This is a genomic window from Ammoniphilus soli (assembly GCF_040813775.1).
Genome location: NZ_JBEGDL010000091.1, coordinates 1 through 3,003, shown reverse-complemented (window position 1 = coordinate 3,003; position 3,003 = coordinate 1). Strand labels below are relative to the sequence as shown.

3 protein-coding genes are annotated in these 3,003 nt (G+C 38.9%); 1 reads left to right on the top strand and 2 read right to left on the bottom strand.

The window, feature by feature from the left end; translation table 11 throughout:
* Positions 1-399: 399 nt before the first annotated feature.
* On the bottom strand, positions 400-1,479 hold the full coding sequence (locus ABLT31_RS38195; RefSeq protein WP_367760943.1) for a YeiH family protein: 1,080 nt from the start codon (positions 1,477-1,479) through the stop codon (positions 400-402).
* A gap of 366 nt (positions 1,480-1,845) precedes the next feature.
* Here ABLT31_RS38195 and ABLT31_RS38190 point away from each other — a divergent pair, with 366 nt between their 5' ends.
* A complete protein-coding gene (locus tag ABLT31_RS38190; RefSeq protein WP_367760942.1) occupies positions 1,846-2,079 on the top strand; it encodes a hypothetical protein in 234 nt (77 codons plus the stop codon).
* Positions 2,080-2,227: 148 nt separating this feature from the next.
* On the opposite strand, the gene ABLT31_RS38185 is transcribed toward ABLT31_RS38190, so the two are convergent.
* Positions 2,228-3,003: amino acid permease (locus ABLT31_RS38185; protein ID WP_367760941.1), on the bottom strand; the 776-nt coding region annotated here is incomplete at its 5' end.

The following is a 3,003-nucleotide window of genomic DNA, read 5'->3' as shown; positions in this document are numbered from 1 at the left end:
TAGGTAATAAATCGAGCAGATCCATGAAGGCAGATCCTAAGATCCCGTTAATATGGGTGACCCCTTCAGCCACTAATGTCTCCACAATGGCTTCACTCGGTGTCATTTTTACTTTCGTACCTCTTTTGATTTGAGTTTTCATCTGTTCCATGGTGCTAATCCTCCTTTAATTTAAGTATATGGGCTTCATAATATGGAACGAACGACAGGATGTAAGTACCAGTTATAGCGTGGATTAACATCCTAATATCATAACGTACGTACCAGTTTGGTTGGTGATATAATAATAAATGTTATTCTAAGAATAGTCAATACAACAAATTAAAAAATTACCACAATTCAAATTACAGGATATTTCCTGAATAACCAGATGGAATTTTGATGATCGTACCATGGTTATCAAAGTAGATTAAGTAGAATAGGTCCTAAAATCGATAACGAAATAAACCCTAACACTCCTACCAATACAGCTTTTATTCCGACTTTTTTAAAGTCATCTAAATTAATGCCCAATCCTAGCCCTGCCATGGCCATGGATAGTAAAAACACGCTTAAAGAAATTAACATTTTAGTTACCACGTCGGGAACAAAACCTAGTGTGTTTATTAAGCTACAGGCGAGAAAACCGAAGATAAACCAGGGGATCGGCAAATCCTTGATGCCTTTCTTTGGTTCTACTTTTTCACCCTTTTCTCTAAAGAGGTACCCGAGTATTAACGCGACTGGAATGAGTAAAGCCACTCTTCCAAGTTTAACAAGTATAGCGATATCCCCACTTACAACACCACCTGGAACCGCAGCTGCAATGACATGAGCTAATTCATGCAGGGTCGAACCGACTAACACCCCGTAAAGGTATGGATCTAATCCTAAAATGGGGTAGATAAGGATATAAATGATGGTTCCAATTGTTCCTAAAATGGCGATACAAGCTACTGAAACAGCCGTGTATTCTTTTTTTGCCCCAATTAAGGGAGCAACTGCAACAATCGCTGCGGCTCCGCATACAGCTGTTCCAACAGCTATGAGTGCTGATAAATGTTTATCAATTGAAAACCATTTACCTAAATAAATCATCACTGTTAGCGTGAAGGCGATGACAATAATATCAATGAGAACGACAGAAAAACCAGCTGAAACAATTTGTTCAAGATTTAGGCGAAGTCCCATTAATATAATGCCAGCTCTTAAAAGAATCTTGCTGCTAAATGTAATTCCTGCGGTTGAATCGAGAGGAACATCCATGATTCCTTTCCATCCCATACCTAAAATTATAGAGATAATCATAACCCCCATAATCGAAAAGAAAGGAAAATGGGCAATGTTTCCTGCAAGAGTTGCTAGGATCAGCGTTAGACCTAGACCTTTTAAAAATCCTCTCGATTGGTTTGACAAGAATTTTTTTTGGAGGGGCTTTTTGACGCTTGAATTTATTACTTGTTGATTGTGGTCTAACTTAGGTAACGACAATCGAATCATCTCCGTTTCTGTTAATCATTAGATCCTTCCTTTCTTTTAGTTATGATTGAAATGCCAAATGGAAACGAACAGTGTGACTTAAGCTAATATGCTTGGTTTATGTGTTCACCACATCACAACGTACGTACCAGTTGTTAGGTTAATATTACAAATTATTAAACGAATAGTCAACATATAAATTAAAATCCCATTTTTCAAAAATAATGATTGTTTATATAATAAAATTCTACATTAAAATCTAAGAAAATAAGAGAAATACTGAGATATGCATTTGTTCTTAGAGCAAGTTATAATTAATCTATAGCCAACATATAAGTGAGAAATAATGCGGTATGGTTGAACTCCTACCAAAAGGAAGTAATTTTCATGCGTAATAAATCAAAAATTAATATCATTTCCTTTGAAAAGTTCAAGAAACAGAAAAGAATGAGCGCACTTTTAAAAAGGATTCCATCACCAACTGTCCTTATTATATTTTTTGTTCTCGTAATGGGCTTAATTGCGTTAATTGGATATAAAAGTGAAGCAACTAAACACTATATAGACGAACCTAGAAAGACAGAAGTAGTAGATCCTATAGAATACCCATTCCTCAAGTAATATTAAGAGGGTCTGGAGGTCAAAATAGACATAAAAAACGGCACGCGACTTAACGCGGCCGTGAACACTACAAAACATTAATGTATAGATCCTTAATAGGAGATTAAGGATTATTTTAGCAGTATGCTTGTCTTTCAATCACTTTGCTCTAGGAAGCATCTGTAACTTTCTTTTCGATCTGCATGTTATTCCAATCTTTCGTATTAATCCGATGCTTCACCTTCACCTGGTAATAAACCAATAGAATAACTAACCACCCGATTCCCCCAAATACGGAGATTCTCGTTAACGGGGAGGTGGCAATCGCTACAAAGGCAATGACCAGCATGATTAAACCAATGATGGGTAAAGCTGGCCAAAGCGGCATGGCGTACTGCAGTTCTTGCTTTTGTTTGCGGGCCCGTTGTCTGAAAACCAATTCGCTCACCAAAATCGTTCCCCACGTCCATAGGGAAGCAAAGGCCGAAGCACTGGTGATCCAAACATAGACATTATCCGGTGCCAAGTACGTAATGATAACGCCGAGGGAGATCATGGCCGCCGTCACCCAGACCGCCACATGGGGCACTTTGTTGCGATTCAGTTTCGTAAATTGTGGGGAGTACAGCCCTTTTTCGGCCATACCATAGAGCATCCGGCTGCCCCCATATACCCCCGTGTTGCACGAGGAGAGCGCAGATAGAATAATAATTAAATTGACAAGCCCTGCGGCCACGGGAATGCCGATCTTAGCAAACATCAAAACGTAAGGACTGACATTACTTTCGACGATATAAGTCCATGAGAATGCACTCAGCATGATGAGAATGGACCCAATATAAAAGAAGGAAATCCGAACAGTAACAGAACGGAAAGCTTTACGCATGGTCGTTCCCGGATTATGAGATTCACCCGCTTCGACAGCGAGGGTTTCAATGCCGCTAT